The sequence below is a fragment of the Sphingobacterium sp. UBA6320 genome (genome assembly GCF_002440335.1).
Classification (GTDB): domain Bacteria; phylum Bacteroidota; class Bacteroidia; order Sphingobacteriales; family Sphingobacteriaceae; genus Sphingobacterium.
In genome coordinates this window covers 69,636-89,363 of the sequence record NZ_DJTA01000002.1, presented here as the reverse complement: position 1 = coordinate 89,363, position 19,728 = coordinate 69,636, and the positions used below count along the sequence as shown (strand labels likewise).

General features: G+C 34.0%; 18 protein-coding genes. 12 read left to right on the top strand and 6 right to left on the bottom strand.

From position 1 onward, the window contains the following. Window positions 1–309: 309 nt before the first annotated feature. From mnmD to B3P23_RS00720, 7 genes are all read left to right on the top strand, one after another. Complete coding sequence (mnmD, locus tag B3P23_RS00750; protein ID WP_094773332.1) at window positions 310–975, top strand: tRNA (5-methylaminomethyl-2-thiouridine)(34)-methyltransferase MnmD; 666 nt, start codon at window positions 310–312, stop codon at window positions 973–975. A gap of 942 nt (window positions 976–1,917) precedes the next feature. Beyond that, window positions 1,918–3,243 (top strand): hypothetical protein, encoded by a 1,326-nt coding sequence (locus B3P23_RS00745; RefSeq protein ID WP_293923649.1) that lies wholly within the window; start codon window positions 1,918–1,920, stop codon window positions 3,241–3,243. Between the two features lie 7 nt (window positions 3,244–3,250). Further along, window positions 3,251–3,661, top strand: coding sequence for a Dabb family protein (locus B3P23_RS00740; RefSeq protein ID WP_094773293.1), 411 nt, complete (start codon window positions 3,251–3,253; stop codon window positions 3,659–3,661). Between the two features lie 31 nt (window positions 3,662–3,692). After that, window positions 3,693–4,181 (top strand): hypothetical protein, encoded by a 489-nt coding sequence (locus B3P23_RS00735; RefSeq protein WP_045753768.1) that lies wholly within the window; start codon window positions 3,693–3,695, stop codon window positions 4,179–4,181. Between the two features lie 145 nt (window positions 4,182–4,326). Next, window positions 4,327–5,013 carry a response regulator transcription factor gene (locus B3P23_RS00730; protein WP_293923643.1) on the top strand — a complete coding sequence of 229 codons (687 nt, stop codon included), beginning with the start codon at window positions 4,327–4,329 and terminating at the stop codon, window positions 5,011–5,013. Next, the gene (locus B3P23_RS00725; protein ID WP_045753770.1) at window positions 5,010–6,383 is read left to right on the top strand and encodes a sensor histidine kinase; all 1,374 of its coding nucleotides are present in this window, start codon (window positions 5,010–5,012) and stop codon (window positions 6,381–6,383) included. Before B3P23_RS00730 ends, B3P23_RS00725 begins: the two co-directional genes overlap by 4 nt. Before the next feature lie 252 nt (window positions 6,384–6,635). Then, window positions 6,636–7,691: a sugar phosphate isomerase/epimerase family protein gene (locus B3P23_RS00720; protein ID WP_045753771.1), complete on the top strand. Its 1,056-nt coding sequence runs from the start codon at window positions 6,636–6,638 to the stop codon at window positions 7,689–7,691. Window positions 7,692–7,811: 120 nt separating this feature from the next. Here the strand turns inward: B3P23_RS00720 and B3P23_RS00715 are convergent, their stop codons facing one another. The 3 genes from B3P23_RS00715 to B3P23_RS00705 are packed head-to-tail and all read right to left on the bottom strand — an operon-like array spanning window position 7,812 to window position 10,851. Next, window positions 7,812–8,309 carry an FKBP-type peptidyl-prolyl cis-trans isomerase gene (locus tag B3P23_RS00715; protein WP_021190473.1) on the bottom strand — a complete coding sequence of 166 codons (498 nt, stop codon included), beginning with the start codon at window positions 8,307–8,309 and terminating at the stop codon, window positions 7,812–7,814. Between the two features lie 30 nt (window positions 8,310–8,339). Then, on the bottom strand, window positions 8,340–10,343 hold the full coding sequence (locus B3P23_RS00710; RefSeq protein WP_293923631.1) for a thioredoxin domain-containing protein: 2,004 nt from the start codon (window positions 10,341–10,343) through the stop codon (window positions 8,340–8,342). A 22-nt stretch (window positions 10,344–10,365) separates the two neighbouring features. Continuing rightward, window positions 10,366–10,851 carry a SixA phosphatase family protein gene (locus B3P23_RS00705; RefSeq protein WP_293923628.1) on the bottom strand — a complete coding sequence of 162 codons (486 nt, stop codon included), beginning with the start codon at window positions 10,849–10,851 and terminating at the stop codon, window positions 10,366–10,368. Between the two features lie 172 nt (window positions 10,852–11,023). Here B3P23_RS00705 and B3P23_RS00700 point away from each other — a divergent pair, with 172 nt between their 5' ends. The 4 genes from B3P23_RS00700 (at window position 11,024) to B3P23_RS00685 (ending at window position 15,782) form a co-directional block, all read left to right on the top strand. Then, entirely contained in the window at window positions 11,024–12,256 is a 1,233-nt protein-coding gene (locus B3P23_RS00700) for a hypothetical protein (protein ID WP_293923625.1), read from the top strand. 74 nt (window positions 12,257–12,330) lie between these two features. Next, on the top strand, window positions 12,331–13,365 hold the full coding sequence (locus B3P23_RS00695) for a glycosyltransferase family 2 protein (RefSeq protein ID WP_293923622.1): 1,035 nt from the start codon (window positions 12,331–12,333) through the stop codon (window positions 13,363–13,365). Then, window positions 13,362–14,612, top strand: a complete 1,251-nt coding sequence (locus B3P23_RS00690) for a glycosyltransferase (RefSeq protein ID WP_293923621.1) — start codon at window positions 13,362–13,364, stop codon at window positions 14,610–14,612. The genes B3P23_RS00695 and B3P23_RS00690 overlap by 4 nt, the downstream gene beginning before the upstream one ends. A gap of 228 nt (window positions 14,613–14,840) precedes the next feature. Further along, window positions 14,841–15,782 carry a glycosyltransferase family 4 protein gene (locus B3P23_RS00685; RefSeq protein ID WP_293923619.1) on the top strand — a complete coding sequence of 314 codons (942 nt, stop codon included), beginning with the start codon at window positions 14,841–14,843 and terminating at the stop codon, window positions 15,780–15,782. 35 nt (window positions 15,783–15,817) lie between these two features. Here B3P23_RS00685 and B3P23_RS00680 read toward each other — a convergent pair whose 3' ends face one another. After that, window positions 15,818–16,609, bottom strand: coding sequence for a glycosyltransferase family 2 protein (locus B3P23_RS00680; RefSeq protein ID WP_293923617.1), 792 nt, complete (start codon window positions 16,607–16,609; stop codon window positions 15,818–15,820). A 154-nt stretch (window positions 16,610–16,763) separates the two neighbouring features. Here B3P23_RS00680 and B3P23_RS00675 point away from each other — a divergent pair, with 154 nt between their 5' ends. Next, window positions 16,764–17,519: a glycosyltransferase family 2 protein gene (locus B3P23_RS00675; RefSeq protein ID WP_293923615.1), complete on the top strand. Its 756-nt coding sequence runs from the start codon at window positions 16,764–16,766 to the stop codon at window positions 17,517–17,519. 2 nt (window positions 17,520–17,521) lie between these two features. Here B3P23_RS00675 and B3P23_RS00670 read toward each other — a convergent pair whose 3' ends face one another. Together B3P23_RS00670 and B3P23_RS00665 are read right to left on the bottom strand one after the other, a co-directional pair. After that, window positions 17,522–18,613 carry a glycosyltransferase gene (locus tag B3P23_RS00670; RefSeq protein ID WP_293923613.1) on the bottom strand — a complete coding sequence of 364 codons (1,092 nt, stop codon included), beginning with the start codon at window positions 18,611–18,613 and terminating at the stop codon, window positions 17,522–17,524. Beyond that, the gene (locus B3P23_RS00665; protein WP_293923611.1) at window positions 18,594–19,727 is read right to left on the bottom strand and encodes a glycosyltransferase family 4 protein; all 1,134 of its coding nucleotides are present in this window, start codon (window positions 19,725–19,727) and stop codon (window positions 18,594–18,596) included. Before B3P23_RS00665 ends, B3P23_RS00670 begins: the two co-directional genes overlap by 20 nt. Between the last annotated feature and the right edge of the window lies 1 nt (window position 19,728).

Sequence of the window (19,728 nt, the reverse complement as noted above, 5' to 3'; positions counted from 1 at the left end):
TTATTAAAAATGTTTTAATAGCATATTTCACTTAACATGTTAGATCAACAGCTTAATATAAATTTAAGTTCTCGATATGAATTTTATATAAATTGAGATGAATATGGATCTTTCCTTATAGGATTGAGCAAATTTTATCCAACCATATTTTGTTGGGGGTATAGTAAGTCTATCTTTCAATTATAATTTAGGCAATCGTCCTAGCCTTTTTGTTTGTTAATATCATTAAGGTTAGATAAAGATGAATAACACTAGAATAGATGTATCGATTAAGATCTATTTATTTTACTTTTGTTCCATATGCAAGAAATGGAATTTGTAACAACAGGAGATGGTTCAAAGACATTGTTCAATGAACAAATAGGCGAGTGTTATCACTCCAAACATGGTGCAGTTCAGGAAAGTAAACATGTTTTTATTCATACAGGGCTTGATTATTATATACAACAGCATCAGTTAGATAAAGTTGCAATTTTAGAAGTCGGGTTTGGAACAGGTTTAAATTTTACACAAACGCTAGCTTACATTGCTGATAAACAGGTTGAGATAGATTATGTTGGAATAGAGGGATTTCCATTACCTCTAGAAGTGATCCAAGAAATTGGTTATGATGCTTTTGTGTCAGAGGAAGATTGGAAAAATTATATCTCGCATTATAAGGACGCATTAACTGGAACAATGCAGATCAACAAACAAGCGCAGTTACATATCAATCATACTTTATTGATGAATTTTAACTCCAATAAGATTTTTGATATCGTGTACTTTGATGCATTTGCTGCGGTCCATCAACCCGAAATGTGGTCAGATGAAGCATTAGCACATGTCGCTAAATTTATAAAGCCAGGAGGCGTATTTGTTACCTATGCGATCACTGGAAATCTTAAAAGAAGCATGAAGGCTTTAGGATTTACGATTGAAAAAGCTCCTGGTGCACCAGGAAAAAGGGAAATGCTACGGGCAACAAAAATTTAATAGAGAAGAGCGAGCCTATCTGATCTTTTTCTGGTCAAAATGGGGCTATCGTCCTTTCTATCCCATAACGACAAATGATAAAGGCATCATCTTCTTATGATGATGAAGTATTCTTGTAAGAAGAAGGGATTAGCAGTGATTAAAATAGTTAGCGTGCTAAGTTTTATGTTCAACATGCTGCAAGACCCTAAGATAGTATGCAAAAGTTGGATCACTTCTTGGTTCGGAGCAATCCCTTCTTCTCAAGAAGGGATCACATGTTATTCAGAAGTAAGACAATCTTTTCAACAAGTAACCCCTTTTTGAAAAGATTGTCCTGATTATTTGGTTTTATCTTGGATTCTTTACAAGAAGGACTTCAATGTTTAAAAGAAGGGATCCCTTCTTTTAAACATTGAGGTCCTTCTTCTCTACATGCAATCCCTTCTTATTAATAAGCAGTCCCTTGTTTGTAAGGTTTAGCTCCTTGTTTATAAGTTTTGGTCGCTTGTTTTCAAGCTATGATCGTTTGTTTTCAGGATATGATCACTTTTTTAGAATAATAAACCAAAACTATTAAAGTTGATCCTTTTCTTTTCACTAAGTACCAGGTTATTAAACAAACATAGAACCGTTTTGGTAGGTAGTCTGATCTTTTTTAGAAAGAGGGTGTCCCTTATTTGAAAGATTGGATCGCTTCTTTAAAAGAAGGAGCTCCTTCTTTTAAAGAAGCGATTACAGAAAGCCAATATATCGAGTAAAATATCTCCTATTATCGTTTAAAGGCATATTTCCTGTTAACAATCCAATGAAAAGTAAAATCTTAATAAATTTGAAATATACTTGTTTCGCTAACCTTTTTAAATTATTACAGCTATATTTCTAATAGTTTTCTAATAATTTGCCTTTCTATTCCAAGCTAAATTTGTCTTAACAAACGAATCATATTAAAGACAAATTATCATGAATAAAAAGCCGCTGTTTGCGTCATTATTATTGACCATTGGTCTTACTGGAGTACAAACAAGTAAGGCACAAACAAATGATTTTGGAAATCCCAAACTTACCCATTATTTAAATAAGGAGCATACTCGTTATGTGAGCTTCAGTGGGTATGCAGAACTGTGGGCACGTTATACTCAATTAAATCCAGGAAGCCTTGTTAATAATGAACCAGTAGGAAGTGTATCCGATTTATCACTGCGCCGTATTCGTGCAAAGATGACGTATAAACCAACTGAAAATTTGTATTTCGTACTGCAAATGGGACCCACAAATGTCAATGTTAATAGTAAAAATAATACCTATATGGATCTTCTAGATGCATATGCAGAGTATAGCTTTAGCCCTAAGCTTGCAGTAGGTGCTGGACGTTCCACTTGGAGAGGACTATCTCGTTTTACAACAGGACCTCAGGCAACTTTACTCTATGATCTTCCCTTATATGCGACTTCAAATACAGGTATTACAGATATGACTGTTCGGGAGATGAGTGCTTATATTAAAGGTCAACTTGGACGTTTTGATTACCGACTGGTGGTGGCGGACCCTTATACGGCAACAAATGCTGATCCGGAATTAAATGTCGCTAAATTTAGTAAAAATGAAGCCCGTAAAGATGTGTCAGGTTACTTTAGATATGCATTTTTTGATAAGGAGAATATTGAAACGCCATTTAATGCGGGTACCTATCTAGGGAAGAAAAAAGTATTAAGTGTAGGTGGAGGTTTTGAATATATGAACCATGCGCTATGGCATTTAGATGCTAATAAAGCAGTACAAAACGACGATATGAAAAGTGTTGCGCTCGATGTTTTCTATGATGCGCCTCTCAATAAAGATAAAGGAACGTCTATCAGTGCATATGCTATGGCTATGCATAATGACTACGGACCCAATTATGTCCGATTTTCTGGAACAAATAATCCAGCTACGGGAGTAGTAGCTGCCAATGCAAGTTTAAATGGAGCTGGGAATGCTTTACCTACCGCAGGAACGGGTAATACATTTTATGCTCAAATAGGAGGTACATTGCCCTATTTTAGCCGCAATAATCATAACCTGCAACTGCAGCCCGCAGTATCCATACAACTTGCCAACTACAATGCTTTAAAAGATAATAGTGCGATATACGATGCTGGAATATCGATGTTATTTCATGGAAATAGTAGCCGCTTGACCTTCGATGCTCAAAATAGACCAATTTATAGTATGAATGCAGCAAAAGAAAGTTTGGTCACCGATCATAAATGGGCCTTTATCCTCAAATATAGAATAGATTTTAATTAATAATAACATGAAAAGAAAAAATTTCATACAAACATTAGGTACTGTAGGCGTCTTGGGCGTAACAAGTTCTAATTTACTAGCAGCAAATCATAAAAAAGTAAAACCCGTGTTTTTTCATTATCTGCTTTTTTGGCTGAAACCTGATCTTTCAGTAACGCAAGTTGAAGAATTTAAACAATTTTTTGAAGGACTCAAAAAATTGCCCTACGTCAAAAATGTACGTTATGGTAGACCTGCCGCTTCAAGTCCACGTACTGTGTTAGATAATAGTTTTACGTACAATGTCTCGATGGAATTTGATAGCCTCGAAGAATTAGAAGCTTACGGAAAATTACCGCAGCATCTTGCTTTGGTAGCGCAGTATAAGCCTTACTTTGACCGTATGATGGTTCACGACAGTGTATATGAAAATTTGTAAAAATAATAATAGATCTTAAAATTAATAAAAAATGAAAATTATCTCAAAAGCAATCATGCTTGTCAGTTTAGCATTTATTGGTCAATCAGTAAAAGCACAAGAAAACCATGGAAACATCACATCGGTAAAAGTAGAAGAAAGTGAAGGTAAAATGCCCGCGATACGCTTGATCAATAATCCTGACGGAACTTGTTCTTTTGAAAAAGGATATATTCCAACATTGAAACATGCCAGTACAACTACTTTTTGGTCTAGCAATAAAACAGAGGATTGGGAAAAAAATGCTCACCCTGCTCCCAGACGTCAATATGTAGTGACACTAAAAGGCAAAATCCGTTTTAAAGTTAGTGATGGTTCCACATTTTTGATTAAACCAGGAGTGATCTTACTCGCAGAAGATTTGAAAGGGAAAGGCCACAGTTGGGAAATGGTTCATACCAAAAGCTGGGAACGTTTATACATACCGCTACAAGAAGGGGCCGATGATTTATTTGTCGCCAGTTATGACTCGAAAAAATAGAGATGCCAATAGGAGAAATACTATTTTTTCAATAGTATAATGATCAAAGCAAAGATAGATTTTGCTGTGCATGCTGTATATAACAGTATGCATAGCAATTTCTTGTTGATTTTATTTTATTTAAAAAGTATCTACATTTGTTTATATGAGGGTATTGGTCGTAGAAGACAATGAACGTGTAAGTTCGGTATTACAAAAAGGATTAAAGAGCCAAGACTATCAAGTTAGTGTTGCCCCTGATGCTGAATCTGCTTTAAAGCAGGTGAAGTTACTTGATTATGATATGCTCATTATCGATATTATGCTTCCTCGCATGAGCGGCATCGAATTGAGCAAGCGCATGAAATCGATCTATCCTAAAATACCGATTATTATGCTCACAGCTCTTGGTCAAATCGATGAAAAGATCGCCGGTTTTGATGCCGGAGCAGACGACTATATGGTAAAACCCTTTGATCTTCGCGAATTATATGTCCGCATTGCAGCTGTTCTAAAAAGAAATAAAGAGTTTGGCGGTTGGGAAAATAATGAAACTTTAGATTATGATTCGCTATCGGTCAATTTGAGAAGTAAAAGTGTGACACGCAATCATATGGACATTAAATTGACCCCAAAAGAATTTGATCTACTTGTATTCTTTATGCGCCATCATGAAACGTTATTGAGCCGTGATGAGATCGCCAGAAATGTATGGGGAAAAAATTTTGATACTGGGACTAATTATATTGATGTATACATCAATTATCTTAGAAAAAAAGTAGATAGAGATTTTGAAACTAAACTTATCCACACCAAATCAGGACATGGTTTTATCTTATCAAATAAAGAATGAAAATAGCTTCTCGGACCTCGTTAGTATTTACGTTATTTTCTGCGGCAATACTATTTCTTTTTGCTTATAGTATCTATTTCTTTTCCGAGAAAAATAGGGAGGAAGAATTTATAGACCGGTTGAGGTATAAAATTACTTGGCGTGCAGAATTTATTTTTGATGCCAAAGTGAGTGAAGCGCAATTGCGTCAGATTCATGAACAAAATAAAAAAATGATCAATGAGGCTCAGATAACAGTTTTTGACAATCAATTTCAAAAGCTCTTTGTAGACTTTGGCGAACAAAATTATGATCGAGCTCTATTAGAGAAGATTCGAAATAAAAATTTTATGACTTGGAATCAGGGTGATGAGCTGTTTATGGGGATGCATTATCCTTTTCAAGGCAAACAATACTATCTTATTGGACATGCGTATGACCAGACTGGTTATGCCCATATGCAACGTTTACAGCAACTTCTGATTAGTATTTACATCGTTGCCATTATTTTTATATTTATAGCTTCTTTTTTCTTTGCCCAATATATTCTAAAACCAATCAAACATATTATTAATGAAATTAGGGACGTCTCTGAACATAATCTAAGTAAAAGGGTATATTATCGAGAAGCAAAGGATGAACTCTCTGAATTGATCGATACATTTAATGGGACTTTCAATCGACTGGAGAAATCGTTCAACAACCAAAGACATTTTGTTTCTATTATATCCCACGAATTTCGGACTCCTTTGTCCGCTATGATCGCTGAACTGGAACTTGCCAAAGAGTTGAATACTACCTTGGAAGATTATAAGCATTCGATCGATACCGCTTTACTAGATGCTAAAGAAGCAACTGTTTTATCTAATTCCTTGTTGGATTTTGCACGTGCGAACTATGATAGTTCACAAGTTAGTTTTAGTTCCCTGCGATTGGACGAAATTCTAGTTGAATCAAAATTTTTGGTTCAGGATAAAGATAAGGATTACCGTGTCAGCATATCTTTTGATTATGAATTGCTCCATGCTGGTGAAGATCAAGATGAAATTTTGGTAATGGGCAATGCTTATTTACTTAAAGTGGCTTTTGCTAATTTGATCGAGAATGCGTGCAAATATAGTGCTGATAAGCATTGCTTAGTAGAGATCATGTACAATAAAGGGATTGCAACAATACATATTTCTGACAAGGGGAGAGGGATTTCATCTGAGGATTTACCGCATATATTTGAACTTTTTTACCGATCAGCATCTTCTCCAGACCAAAATGGACATGGTATCGGACTTTCAATTGTGCAGCGGATCATTGATATGCACGATGGTCAATTATTTGTTCAATCTGCAATTGGTGAAGGTTCAACCTTTACAGTGCAATTTAATAGAATTGTTTAATACATGGATTAGGTGAATAAGTGTGGTGATTACTGACTGATCATAATCTTCAAGTAGTGTAGCAGAAACAATATCATCGTATTACATTTATGAGTTAGCATGCATCATATATAATAAAGTGGAAGTAGATTATACTGTAAGATGGATTTTTTCAGTACTCTTATGCTAGATTATAAACAGTATAATGGTTTTTAAAGCAATTTATGTTCATTTACTTTTTTAATTTTATTATATTTAGCAAACGATTTATTTATGAAGACACTAAAAGGACCAGGAATTTTCTTAGCCCAATTTGTTGCTAACGAGGAACCTTATAACACACTTGAAAATATTGGTAAATGGGTTAAATCTCTCGGATTTAAAGGCGTACAGTTACCGACCAATGATCCACAATACTTTGATTTACAAAAAGCCGCTGAAAGTAAAACGTATGCGGATGAAATAAAAGGAAAATTAGGGGAGATAGGTTTAGAAATTACGGAACTTTCTACACATTTGCAGGGCCAGTTAATTGCAGTTCATCCAGCATATGATCAGCTCTTTGACGGATTTGCTCCGGCAGAAGTTCGTAATAATCCAAAAGCTAGAACCGAATGGGCTACACAGCAATTAATATATGCCGCAAAAGCATCTGCAAATCTAGGATTAAATGCGCATGCGACTTTCAGCGGTGCTTTGTTATGGCATATGGTTTATCCTTGGCCACAAAGACCTTCCGGTGTTGTTGAACTTGGTTTTAAAGAGTTGGCGAATCGTTGGGTTCCCATTTTAAATGAATTTGACAAGCATGGAGTAGATCTTTGTTATGAGATACATCCAGGGGAGGATCTGCACGATGGTGTGAGCTACGAGCGCTTTTTAGAAGCTGCAAATAACCATCCACGAGCGTGTTTACTTTACGATCCATCACACTTATTATTACAAGGTATGGATTACTTAAGTTATATTGATCATTACCATGAACGCATCAAAATGTTCCATGTGAAAGATGCGGAATTTAACCCTACAGGTAAGCAGGGGATGTATGGAGGCTACAGTAGCTGGTTGGATCGTGCAGGACGTTTCCGATCGTTGGGAGATGGACAAGTAGACTTCAAAGGGATATTTAGTAAACTTGCCGCTTATGATTTTGATGGCTGGGCAGTGATGGAATGGGAATGTGCATTAAAAAACAGCGTAGATGGTGCAACTGAAGGGGCAGAATTTATAAAGAAACACATCATTAAAGTAACTGAACGCGCGTTTGATGATTTTGCAGCATCGGGAGCAGATGATCATTTTAATAGAGAAATTTTGGGTATCAAATAGGAATGAAAATATATAAGGGAAAAAGAGTTTTCCATTTTATATTGTAATTTTAGAACTTATAAAAAAAGCGGATGCCAGTTTAAAACCAGCATCCGCTTTTTTTATTTATCTCGATCAGAATTAGTGACCTTGAGTACCGTCTACACCATGAGAGTGACCATGAGATAACTCTTCTTCAGTTGCAGGGCGCACATTTAAAATTTCAATTTCGAAATGTAATGATTTACCAGCCATTGGGTGATTTAGGTCAGCAACAACAACTTCTGGAGTTACTTCTACAACTACAGCACGGAATTGGTTACCTTGGTTATCTTGTAATGGGATAACTTCTCCAACTGGAGGTAAACCCGTTTCTTTAAACATATCTGCTGGTAATTGGGCAACAGCACGTTCGTCTTTTTCACCATATGCATCTTCTGCAGATAATTCAAATGCAGTAGTGTCACCAACATTTAAGCCAGCGATGTTTTCTTCAAATTTAGGAAGCATCATGCCAACACCGTATAAGAAGTCTAAAGGATTTTCTGTTGTTGTTTCTTCTACGAAAACTTTTTCGCCGTTTTCGATTGTGTGAAGTTTGTAAGTTAACGCTACTACGTCATTAGTTACTATTGCCATTTGTTTTGATTTTTGGGATTTTCCCCGTTATTATTCTATTATTTTTATAAGTTCTGCAATCGTATTCTGTGGCAGACTGCATGTTTTATTTCTACAAAGGTAGGCTTTTGATTTTAAACCCTCTCTATTTAATAACAATGGTAGACTGCCTTTTGTTCCACCTAATACGATTTTATTCGGAATGTAATAATGATCTAGCTCTTTACGAAATGCCTGAGCATCCTCTCCAGTTAGCGCAATCTCATTGCAACCATACAATTCTTCTAACAATAATATTGCCCAATTTGAATAAGCAGAGCCATATGTCTTGATTTGTGGAAATACATTTGCAAATAATTGATCTGATATCGCTATATATCCCTCATTATCAAATAGTAGTCCTATTTTTTTTAATTGATGACAGATTGTAGATGTAGATGACGGAATGACATTATCCATGACTTCACTTTTTCGAGCAATTAATTTTTCTGCATTAGAAGCGCTGTAGTAGAAGGTTTTTTCATGATTGTCGTAAAACAGTTCGATTGTTTTATCTAATAATCCTTTTGCTGTATAAAGCCATTTCTCTTCGAATGTCGCTTCATACAATGCTGTAAATGCAGCGATAGTGAAAGCATAATCATCTAAAAATCCGGGAATACTCCGATTAGAATCTTTCGGTTGATGGAGCATTGTGAAATCTTCTGCAATCAATTCATGCATCAAGAATTCCGCATTTTCCAAAGCGAGTTCTAAATAGTCTTGCTTATCAAATACGCGATACGCATCGATTAGACCATTTAGAAGAAGTGCATTCCAAGTGGCGAGCTGTTTATGGTCAAGTCCCGGATGAATACGTTTTTTTCGGTAATCAAATAATTTTTTCTTAATTGTACGCAGATAAGCTTCCCATTCTTCGGAGGTATATCCTGCTTCTTGAGCCATTTGATCTGCATCAATATCACAATTCAGGATATTGATTTTTTCTTCTTCCCAATTTCCCTCAGCTGTAATATTAAAGTAAGCGATAAATAAATCAGCATCATCGCCCAAGATGGTTTTAATTTCCGATAAATCAAAAGTATAAAACTTTCCTTCTACTCCTTCACTATCTGCATCCAAGGCTGAGTAAAAGCCCTTATTTGGAGCTAACATCTCTCGCTTGGCCCATGTAATTGTTTCTTCAACAATACGTTTGTACAAAGGTAAAGGATGTTGTTGATATGCTTCTGCATATAAGGAAATCAGTTGACCATTGTCGTAAAGCATTTTCTCAAAATGAGGGACATGCCATTCACTATCAACCGAGTAACGAGCAAACCCACCACCAATATGGTCATAAATACCTCCTGAGGCTATTTTTTGAAGCGTAAAATGCACATGATTTAAGGTTTCATGATCATGCGCTAAGACGGCATAGCGTAATAAGAATAACCAGTTGTTTGGAAGAGGAAACTTAGGACTACGGTGATAACCGCCATCTTTTGGATCGAATAGCTCTTTCCAGGGGTTGATGATATCTTTCAAATCATCCAATTTATATTGTTCAGGAATTGGATTTATTGGAAAACGTTCACTTTGTTGAATACCTCTTGTCAATTTGTCAGCATATTCCAGTGTCACCTCAGGTTGTTCTTCCCACATTTGGGCAATCTGAATTAATATGTTTTGCCAGTCATGTGCTTTAAAGTAAGTGCCACCGTAAATCGGTCTACCATCAGGTAAACAGATACAGTTTAATGGCCATCCGCCCGCGTTAGTCATGAGTTGTACTGCAGTCATGTATACTTGATCAATATCCGGACGTTCTTCCCGATCAATTTTGATTGGTACATAGAACTTGTTCATGGTTTGAGCGATCACTTCATTTTCAAAGCTTTCCCGTTCCATGACATGACACCAGTGGCACGCAGAGTAACCAATACTGATGATGATCAATTTATTTTCTTCTTGAGCTTTTTTTAAAGCTTCCTCTCCCCATGGCATCCAATGAACTGGATTGTGAGCATGTTGCTTCAGGTAGGGAGAATTTTCAAATTGCAATTGATTTGCCATAACCCGAAGGTACAAAAAGGAATTATACTATAGTATTTAAAAGCGTTGCCGAGTTGGAAGTCAAAGTATTAAAATCAAATCCATCATCAAGTACTAAGTGTACGACCTGTGAAGTTGATAATGGAACCGATTCATTGCTGACGTATTCAATAAAGTCGGATAGGCCCGGGTTATGACCAAAGATAAAAAGCGTATTGATATGTGCAGGTACCTGATTGATTAATGTTAAAATATCCAAGTAGGTTGCTTCATACAGCTGATCTTCTTTTATTAAAGCAATTTGTGGATATTTGATCGCTTTAATAAATATTTCGGCTGTTTGGTATGCTCTATCTGCTGAAGAAGAAATACAAAGCGTAGTTGCATCAGCTTGCATGTGCAAGGATAGTTGATGGGAAATGCGTTGTGCTCTTTCAATGCCTTTGTCTATTAATATACGGTCGAAATCCCTTTTGGAAAATGACTGTTCAGCCTTTGCATGACGGACGATATAAAGATTTTTAGACATAATATGAAGTTATCTATATAAATATACTAAATCCACTTATATTTTGTTTCAGACTGCGTGAAATTTAATATTAAAAATATATTTTTGGGCAGTAAAAAATCAGCGATAATATTATGTTTTATAAACGAATATTATTTTTGAATTTCAGCTTACAATTTTGGTTTTTAAATATATGTATAAAAGTATATTTGCAGTTTTATGTCTGTTAAATTTGTTGTTTTCCTGTACTCGCGTCGATGAAAATTTATACGCACAAGATCCTGATCAATTGGATTTAATAGCTAAACCTGTAGATTCTGTACTATTTGATGATGAAAAAGGAATTGTTAATATAAATATTATGGCAAATGCCAATTTCTTTGGCTTTAATTATAGTAAATTTCTGATAGATATCGCTAAAGAAAATCATAGTTACTGTCATCCAGATGTGTTGTATTTTCCTCAAGGATTTAATGGCTACAAATATTGGATGGTATTTACCCCTTATTTTGGAGCGGTTGGTACACATCAGAATTCGAAGCGATTTGAAAATCCCACTGTTGTTGTCTCAAATGATGGTATAAATTGGGTAAGCCCTGTTGGTTTGATTAATCCAATTATGGCAGCTCCTTTTCCACAAGAAAGTATAAGAGAGAATAACCGTGATCCCAAGCAGGGGTTTTGGTCAGATGTTGATTGGGTATATGTAAATCATAAATTTCATCTATACTACAGAGCTAGTTTCATTTCGGCATCATCATTAAAGAAAAAAGTTGAAAAAAATAGTGAAAATCTAAAAAAGTTAGAAGTGGACGCTCAAAGGACGATTGTACAACAAACTTCATCAGATGGCGTTAACTGGTCTCCCATAAGCATTGCTTTTACGAGTAATCCACCTTATACTCCTCGTAATAATCATGTTTTATCTCCATCTTTTATTCATGATGGAAATAAATTCACAAGCTATGAAATCGAATTAAATTTTGGTAAGAAAAATTTTAAAGGTAATGATCCTTCTTATGTAATCCGAAGAAATTCCAGTGATGGAATGAATTTTGATTACTTTAGAGAAAGCAAAATTGTAAATTTTCTGAATAAACCTTGGTTAAAATTAAATCCAGCTTATTCACCTTGGCATATCCAAGCAACATATGTTGATGGATATTATTTTTTATGTATGGCAATAGGCGATGTTAAAAAGTATACTTCAGAAGCGCTGTATATTGCCTATTCAAAAGATGGTTTAAATTATCAGGTTTTCCCAAAAGCTATCGTTGAGAACAACGCCTACAGATCTTCAATCTTTCCCATGAAGACCGATGAGAAGATGATTCAAATGGGAGCTATGATAGCAAATAAATCAGGACAATTTAGGTATAAAGAATTTACACTTAGTAAAGAAAAGATTGATAATTGTTGGAAATAGCATATTTTTTTGAGTAGAGGTACCTATTTTGCTACCTTTGCTATCCACTAGCTATTTAGTGCTAAAATGTTTGTATGCAGTCAGACCAAATATTGATATCAGTAATAATTCCAATTTATAATCAAGAATTATACTTGGAGGATGCTATACAAAGTGTCTTAAGTCAGGATTATGGATTTTTGGAATTAATCTTAGTCAATGACGGGAGTACAGATAAGTCGCGGGAAATTTGTTATAAATATATAGAGCAGTACGATCATATACGTTATTATGAACAGACAAATAGGGGGGTGTCGGCTGCCAGAAATAGTGGATTATCGGAAGTAAATGGCTCATATGTGTTTTTTTTGGATGGCGATGATAGAATAGATCGCAAATTTTTAAAAGAAGCTCTGAGAATTGCCGAAAAGAATAAAAGTGATTTTGTCGCCATTGGCGAAGATTATTGTTTTCGTTCTAAGCATATTATGGCCTTGCCTACATGTGCCATGTTTTTAAAAATGGAATTTCTGAGGTCCCATCCAGATATTAGATTTCCCAATGGAATCCAACCTTGTGAAGATGGATTATTTTCCCATCAGTTGTTAGCGTTAACAAATCAAGTTGCTTTATATCCGGAGGGAATGTACCATTATCGTCAGCATGATGATCAAAATCATATTCTAATTAATAAAAACACGACTAAAGTTTTAGCTCAGATTCCAGAGTGGCTAGAGATTCTCAAAGGCTTTTATTTAAAAAATAGCCTTTATAAATCCCATGCTCTTCATTTAGCATTATTTATAGAACATGAACCTTTTGAACTTCGTTATATAAGAATGCCATTTGAAGATCCACAAAAAAGCTTTTTATTTTCACTAATTAAAACTTTCATGCAACAGCATGTGATGCCATTCTTATGTGATAATGAATTAACTGAACTAAGTATCCCATTCAGATTCTTTTTGACAGCCGATGATCATAAACATTTTGACGAGTTTTATGTAAATTATCAGTGTAAGAAAACTAAAAAAATTAAGATGCAATTGTTTTTTATCAAGCTGATTCCAATATCTAAATGGAGAAGAGAATTTAGAAAGAAAGTCCGTAAGAATTATAACAAGTTATGAAAATACTCCTAATCCAACATGTGTATTTTTTGAACGGGACTGGCGGAACTGAAAAAATCTGTTGTGTTCTCGCTAATAATTTTGTAAAAAGTGGACATCAGGTTGAAATTGCAACAAATGAAAATATTTCTGGAACTGCAATGTTTCCCTTGGTGGATCAGGTAAAAGTAACCAATATTTTTGATGCAAATATTGATCAAAAAGAACTGATCCCAATCTACAATTATAGAGGAAAAAAACCGTTTTTATGGCTATATTATAAAATTAGGAAGAAGTACGCGAAGCTATATAATGTTTTTTTAAAGAAGAGGATGGGAGGTGAAGGGAATTTATTTATCTACAATCTAGAGAGGCGTTCCAAAGCATGGAAATTATACATAGATCAGTTGAAACCCGATCTTATCATTACAATGTCTATTAGTTCGTTACTGGAGATTTCATATAAAAATGAAATGACCATTCCAGTTATTAATTCAGTAAATGGAAGACCAGACTATGATTATACCAATATTTTTGGTGGAAGGAAATCACTTGAAGTTAACTTGTTAAAAGATTCTTTTCAACATCTAGCTGGAGTTCAAATATTATTTGATAGTTACCGTGAGTACTTACCAGATTCTTTTAGGGGTAAAACTGCTGTAATTTCCAATCCAGTTCCTAAAATTGATAAAAGTGTAGATCATTCTGTTGTAAAAGATCGGTATAAAATAATTCATGTTGCACGATTAGATATAGGATGTAAGCAACAGCATTTAGCAATTAGGAGTTTTGCGCAGTTAGCATCTAAGTATGTAAACTGGGATTTTGAATTATGGGGAGAAGGACCCGATCGACAATTATTAGAAAAGCAAATTTTAGAGCTCAACATGCAAGAGCGGATTTTTTTAATGGGATTTACAGATAATCCAATTCAAAAATTGAGTGAAGCAGATGTATTTGTTTTTCCAAGTAAATATGAAGGCTTTGGCTTGGCTTTAGTTGAAGCAATGTCAGTAGGTCTACCTTGTATTGGTTTAAAGAGTTGTTCAGGTGTTAACGAACTCATAAAGCATGAAAATACAGGTTTTTTAGCAGGAAATGTTGACGAATTGATGTTTTTTATGGATAAAGTGATGGAGAACGCAACCCTTCGTAATTATCTTGGAAGGAATGCCAAGAATTCTGTAGAAGTTTTCAATGAATCAAAAAATTCAGCAGATTGGAATAAATTTATTAAGGAAATATGTAAATTATCTATCCAAAATTGAAAAGTTTATTTTATGTCTAAAAAGAAGGTCTTATATTATATGCCTGATAATCCTTTGAAAGGAAAGGGGGGGAATTTAACCAGATGTAATCAGATGTTAACCTATTTTCAAAAAAATTGTAATACACTTGATGTCACTTTTATTTTTTCGATGGATTGGGACGAGGAGAGTGAACAGGTATTTAAATTGAAATATCCTGATTTAAATCTAAAGATTTTTCAATTAAAAATGTCCAAATCAAATTTGTTTAAATATTTGATTAATGACAAAATTCCAAAGGAATTAAATAGAGCTTTTAATAAGAATACCTTAGATCTTACAACACCTTATTTTAGAGGTCTTTTTAAAAAAGAAATTCAAGATAACCATTATGATATCGTGATGATTAGTTATTCTACTTGGGGAAATATAATTGATGATATTCAAGGACCTTATTTCATTTTAGACACGCATGATTTTATGACATTGCAGTATAAAATCAATTATGAAGATAGTATAGATTTTGATATTGGAAAGCTTTTTAGAAACGAAATGAATGTTTTGAAAAAGTATAATGAAATTTGGACCTATTCCATTGAAGAACATTATATTTTCGATCAATTTACTAATTCAAATGTTAAATTAGTACCTGTTTCGTCTGCTGTAAATAGTAATGATTTAGCAGCTCCTATCAAGTATTCGGTTTTGTATGTAGCTAGTGATAATCAGCATAATGTCAATAGCATACAATGGTTTATAAATCGTGTACTACCTTTATTAGGTAATGTTAAAATATATATTGTCGGTAAGATATGCTCGAAAATTCAGGATGAAGCAAATATTGTTAAACTAGGTCTTGTTAATGATCTAGATGCGATCTACAAACAGTCTAAAATTACAATTTGTCCAATGTTAACTGGCACAGGAGTTAAAATAAAAGTATTAGAATCATTATCTTATGGGTTGCCTGTTGTAACAACTCGAAGAGGTGTAGATGGTTTGGTTAATAAGTCACAAAATGGATGTTTAATCGCAAATGAAGAAAAGGAATTTGCGAGATATATTTTAAAATTATTATCAGATCAGACATTTTATACTCAACATCAAATTGAGGCGCGCTCATATTTTGAAAAACATCATCATCCCAAATTAGAAACACAGTTTCTTGATAAAATTTTTATGGAAGTATAGTGTGCTATTGATTACATTATACTTCCATTATTTTCTCAACTGTATTGAACTTCGCTGTAGCCTGGAGTTCTGCGAATGATTCTTTCTCTTACAGTTTCCTGGTAAATCATTTCATTTGGTATAAAGTTAGCTCTGCAGCTAAGCGGATGGAAAAGGTGGTAGCAAACAGCAGCCCATTTCAATCTTTTCTTTTTAACACCTGAATTAATCAATCGTTCAGCAAATTCATAATCTTCCCATCCCCATCCTTCAAAACCATTAAAATATCCGTTTATATTGATATAATCTTCTTTCCAGAAGGCTAAGTTACATCCTTTAACATTATGGGAACTTGTTGGATCAGTTTTGAATATTGTAGATAGTAAAGGAAAACGGATAGCATTAAAACGCGTAACCATACCTGCCGAAAATGCATGGAGTTTACACTTCTTAGTTGTTAAGATTTGCTTCGATCTTGTTTCTCCTATCATAGATCGGCTTCCTTGTATAAAAAAACCTTTTTCGGCGGCCTTTAAATGATCATTAATAAAATGTTTATTCAAAATGATATCGCCATCAATTTCTATTATATAAGATGATGTGCTTGCATGAAGTGCTTTATTCAAGATAATACATTTTCTAAAACCTTTATCTTCATGCCAGATATGTTTGATGTTGAGATTGTGTTTTGACTCAAAATTTGCAATCAATTTACTTGTCCTAGCATCAGATCCATCGTCAGCAATTATAATTTCATCGGGAATTCTTGTTTGAGATGCAACACTGTCCAATACTAAGCCCAATGCTTCAGGCCAGTTATATGTTGAAATTATTAAACTAATACTCATATTCATCTTATGCATGGTAGTACAATCTCTTTTATATTCATATAACGAGAATTGTCTTGTTTATGTTACAATAATAATGTTAATTAATGTAAATATTACTTTTCATTGGAATTTTATATTTTTGTATTGTAAAGTTGCTCATAATTCAAATAATATGCCTAAAAACAAGATTTCCGCATTTATTATCACCTATAATGAAGAGAAAAATCTCCCCAAAACACTTGAAAAATTAACATGGTGTGATGAAATCATTATTGTGGATTCTTTTAGCACAGATCGTACAGTTGCTATTGCGAACGAATTTGGAGCAAAGGTAATTACTAAAAAATTTGAAGGTTTTGGTAAACAGAAGCAAACAGCATTGGAAGCTTGTCAATATCAATGGAAATTGTCTTTGGATGCTGATGAAGTATTGGACGATCAGTTAATAACAAGTATTAAACAAGTCCTATTGAATAATACAGATTGTAAGGCATATTATATCAAAAGGAGACAGGTCTTCATGGGTAAGATCTTTAAATATGGTGATGAGTCAGCAAGAAAAATTTTACGGTTAGTTTCTGATCGAGCAAGTTTTACTCAAGATATTGTTCATGAAGTATTAAAATCTGAGGGAAAAACTGAAATTTTAGACGGCTATTTGTTACATGATAGTTATGCATCTTATGAGGCCTATATGAATACGGTAAATAAATATACTAGCCTTAATGCCCAAAAGGCTTTAAAAAAAGGTAAAAATTATTCCTTATTACAAGTGGTTGTCAAGCCGAAAATACAGTTCTTAAAAAAGTACTTGTTAAACCTTAATTTTTTAAATGGAATAGAAGGATATTATTGGAGTAAACTTTCTTCTTATTATGTTTTTATAAAGTGTCTAAAAGTTAGAGAGATTAATAAACTCAAACCATAAATTTATTTCCCTTGTAAAATATACTCTTCCAAATGTTTGTAAATGCTATTTTTATCAAAAGATTCCAATACAAACTTGCGGCCAGCATCACCCATTTTACGGCGAAGATTTGAGTCTTGTAAAATTTTTATCTTTTCTACAATTTGTGATATATTATTTGTTTCGGTTAGAAAACCTGAAATATGATCTTTGACCAATTCGGGATTACTACTGATATTAAAAGCAATGATTGGTTTCTCCGCTAATGATGCTTCCGCTAAAACGTAACCAAAACCTTCCCATAGGGAACTTAATACAAAAATATCGATATCAATTAAAAAACTTCTAGGTGAATCTGTGAATCCCAAAAAATGAACATTATTCAAAGTTCCTTTTTCAGTATTATAATTCTTTAATTCCTCCTCCAACTCTCCTTTTCCTGTAATATATATCTGATGCTTAACACCTTGTTGAGAAAGCTCTAGAGATAAATCAATTAGAAATTTTTGATTTTTCTGTGGAGCTAGTCTTGCCAAGTTTCCAATAATCAACTCATCTTCTGTATGATTTGGAACGATTCTTTTATATTCTAATCGATCAAATTTTTGTATATCAATAGGATTATAGATCACCTTGATTCTATCTTTTGGAAATAATTGACTATTGTTTGCTAGTATTGTTTCTTTTGTTGCTTGTGAATTCGCTAGCACATCGGTCACATAATTTTTGAAAATACGTTGATTTAAAAATGTATTTTTAATCGGAATAGCTGATCCTCTCCGATAAATAATGCGTGGAACTTTAGCTGTATGTGCAGCATAGGCCGCTATTTTTAAATCCTTTGGATTATTGATTAAAACGGTTTCAATCATTAATTCCTGAAATTTAGACATTAAAGCACACCGTTTCAATGGATTCAAGAAGCTAAAATTATTTAGGTTAATGGCAATGTAAGTAATCGCAGGAAAATCAAGTAATCTTGTTTTTAATCTACTATTAGAGTCACCAAAAAAATAAACCTCGTGACCAATGTTTGCGAAGTGAACTGCCGCATCGAAATGCCACTTCTCTCCACCACCCCAAGATTTTATAGTGTTAAAAAATGCTATTTTCATTGTCGAGTTGTCTGTAAAGATTCATCCATTGATTCGCTAAGGTATCATCATTGAATTGTTGTGCATATTCCAATCCTTTTTTACTCATTTTCTCTTGCAGAAGAGGTGAATCTAAAATCGTATCGATAGCATCACTCAGTTGGTCGATATCGTTAGGGTTGACATAATAAGAGGATGGACCTCCAGCTTCTGGGAATACACCAGAAGCTGTTGTAATTACTGGTGTACCGCTATACAATGCTTCGATAATTGGAATTCCAAAACCTTCAAATATAGAAGGATAAACAAATATTTTAGCAATGCTATAAAGTACAGATAATTCCTGCATAGATAACCCCTGTAAAAAGATGACACGATTTTGCATGCCGTTAAGGTCTACAAATTCATGTATTTCTTTTGTATATGCTGTAGGTTTACCGACAATCACTAAGGGTATGTCTTTATCTACAATTGCTTTAACAATTGACAGTGCATTTTTTCGAGACTCAATTGTTCCCACATTCAAGATAAAATCTCTTGGCAGGCCAAGCTTACTTATTAAGTTATTTTTTTCTTCGTCTGTTTTAATGGACTTAAATGATTCATGACAACCTTGATAGATGACTTTAACTTTATTTTCAGGAATGTGAAAAAATTCACAGATATCTAGTTTAGTCTGTTCGCTGATCGCAACGATTTGATCAGCATGCTCGCAAGCATATTTGAACTTCTTGTGATAAACAGTACGATCTATCTTTTTATATAACTCAGGATAACGTATGAAAATCAAATCGTGCATAGTCACTACAGATTTAATTGAAGTTTCCTGTAGGCCAACTGGAATCTCTCCAGATAAACCGTGAAATATTTGAATCATATCTCTTTTCAGGTCTTCAACAATACCATCTCCTCGCCAGTAACTTTTGAAAGTTCTATTAATAAAACCACCTGGTTGTCTTACAATATGATTTGGGACAAGTTGATCGTATTCTTGTTTTCCAAGATGCGGAGTGTATAATAAATAGTTCTCTTCAGGAAAGTATGCACGTAAAATACGAATTAAATCACGACTATAGTTTCCTAAGCCCGTCTGATTATTAAAAAAACGCTTTGCATCAAATCCTAAATTAAGCATA

Bases quoted from the DNA above. Each gene is read 5' to 3' on its own strand.
- B3P23_RS00690 (WP_293923621.1), top strand. From the start codon at position 13,362: ATGAAAATACTCCTAATCCAACATGTGTATTTTTTGAACGGGACTGGC.
- B3P23_RS00740 (WP_094773293.1), top strand. From the start codon at position 3,251: ATGAAAAGAAAAAATTTCATACAAACATTAGGTACTGTAGGCGTCTTG.
- B3P23_RS00745 (WP_293923649.1), top strand. From the start codon at position 1,918: ATGAATAAAAAGCCGCTGTTTGCGTCATTATTATTGACCATTGGTCTT.
- B3P23_RS00725 (WP_045753770.1), top strand. From the start codon at position 5,010: ATGAAAATAGCTTCTCGGACCTCGTTAGTATTTACGTTATTTTCTGCG.
- B3P23_RS00705 (WP_293923628.1), bottom strand. From the start codon at position 10,851: ATGTCTAAAAATCTTTATATCGTCCGTCATGCAAAGGCTGAACAGTCA.
- B3P23_RS00730 (WP_293923643.1), top strand. From the start codon at position 4,327: ATGAGGGTATTGGTCGTAGAAGACAATGAACGTGTAAGTTCGGTATTA.
- B3P23_RS00700 (WP_293923625.1), top strand. From the start codon at position 11,024: ATGTATAAAAGTATATTTGCAGTTTTATGTCTGTTAAATTTGTTGTTT.
- B3P23_RS00735 (WP_045753768.1), top strand. From the start codon at position 3,693: ATGAAAATTATCTCAAAAGCAATCATGCTTGTCAGTTTAGCATTTATT.
- B3P23_RS00685 (WP_293923619.1), top strand. From the start codon at position 14,841: ATGTCCAAATCAAATTTGTTTAAATATTTGATTAATGACAAAATTCCA.
- B3P23_RS00665 (WP_293923611.1), bottom strand. From the start codon at position 19,727: ATGCTTAATTTAGGATTTGATGCAAAGCGTTTTTTTAATAATCAGACG.
- B3P23_RS00710 (WP_293923631.1), bottom strand. From the start codon at position 10,343: ATGGCAAATCAATTGCAATTTGAAAATTCTCCCTACCTGAAGCAACAT.
- B3P23_RS00675 (WP_293923615.1), top strand. From the start codon at position 16,764: ATGCCTAAAAACAAGATTTCCGCATTTATTATCACCTATAATGAAGAG.
- mnmD (WP_094773332.1), top strand. From the start codon at position 310: ATGGAATTTGTAACAACAGGAGATGGTTCAAAGACATTGTTCAATGAA.
- B3P23_RS00680 (WP_293923617.1), bottom strand. From the start codon at position 16,609: ATGAGTATTAGTTTAATAATTTCAACATATAACTGGCCTGAAGCATTG.
- B3P23_RS00670 (WP_293923613.1), bottom strand. From the start codon at position 18,613: ATGAAAATAGCATTTTTTAACACTATAAAATCTTGGGGTGGTGGAGAG.
- B3P23_RS00720 (WP_045753771.1), top strand. From the start codon at position 6,636: ATGAAGACACTAAAAGGACCAGGAATTTTCTTAGCCCAATTTGTTGCT.
- B3P23_RS00695 (WP_293923622.1), top strand. From the start codon at position 12,331: ATGCAGTCAGACCAAATATTGATATCAGTAATAATTCCAATTTATAAT.
- B3P23_RS00715 (WP_021190473.1), bottom strand. From the start codon at position 8,309: ATGGCAATAGTAACTAATGACGTAGTAGCGTTAACTTACAAACTTCAC.